Origin of the sequence: Neobacillus paridis (genome assembly GCF_016765675.1) — a bacterium.
Classification (GTDB): domain Bacteria; phylum Bacillota; class Bacilli; order Bacillales; family Cytobacillaceae; genus Neobacillus; species Neobacillus paridis.
Map to the genome: position 1 here is coordinate 1 of NZ_JAESWB010000281.1, position 519 is coordinate 519.

Consider the following 519-nt stretch of genomic DNA (forward strand, 5'->3'; position numbering starts at 1 on the left):
CCTAAGGTGGGACAGATGATTGGGGTGAAGTCGTAACAAGGTAGCCGTATCGGAAGGTGCGGCTGGATCACCTCCTTTCTAAGGATAATAAGAGTTGACGTTTCTTGTTTGTTTAGTTTTGAGAGAACAATCTTCTCGTTAAGTTTGCTCCTGCGCCGTAGTAGTTCGAGGGAGTAACTTCTCAGCTCGTCGCAAGGCAGCTTGAAGCAAAACTAAGAAGGTCATTCATGAAGTTGATTCGTGGAAGTCGCCTTGTTTAGTTTTGAGAGAATAATCTCTCATAAAGCTATATGATCCATCACTTCGTGATGAAAATCAGTAGCCTTGTTCCTTGAAAACTAGATAATCGTATAGAAGAAGAAACCAAGTAAGAACCGAGTATCGCCATTTTAGGTTTTAAACCTTTTAGGTTAAGTTAGAAAGGGCGCACGGTGAATGCCTTGGCACTAGGAGCCGATGAAGGACGGGACTAACACCGATATGCTTCGGGGAGCTGTAAGTAAGCGTCGATCCGGAGAT

The 519-nt window shown here is 43.9% G+C and carries 2 rRNA genes; both read left to right on the forward strand.

The features are described from left to right. Positions 1–78 (forward strand): 16S ribosomal RNA (locus JK635_RS18640); the annotation flags it as partial. A gap of 330 nt (positions 79–408) precedes the next feature. Further along, a 23S ribosomal RNA gene (locus JK635_RS18645) occupies positions 409–519 on the forward strand; the annotation flags it as partial.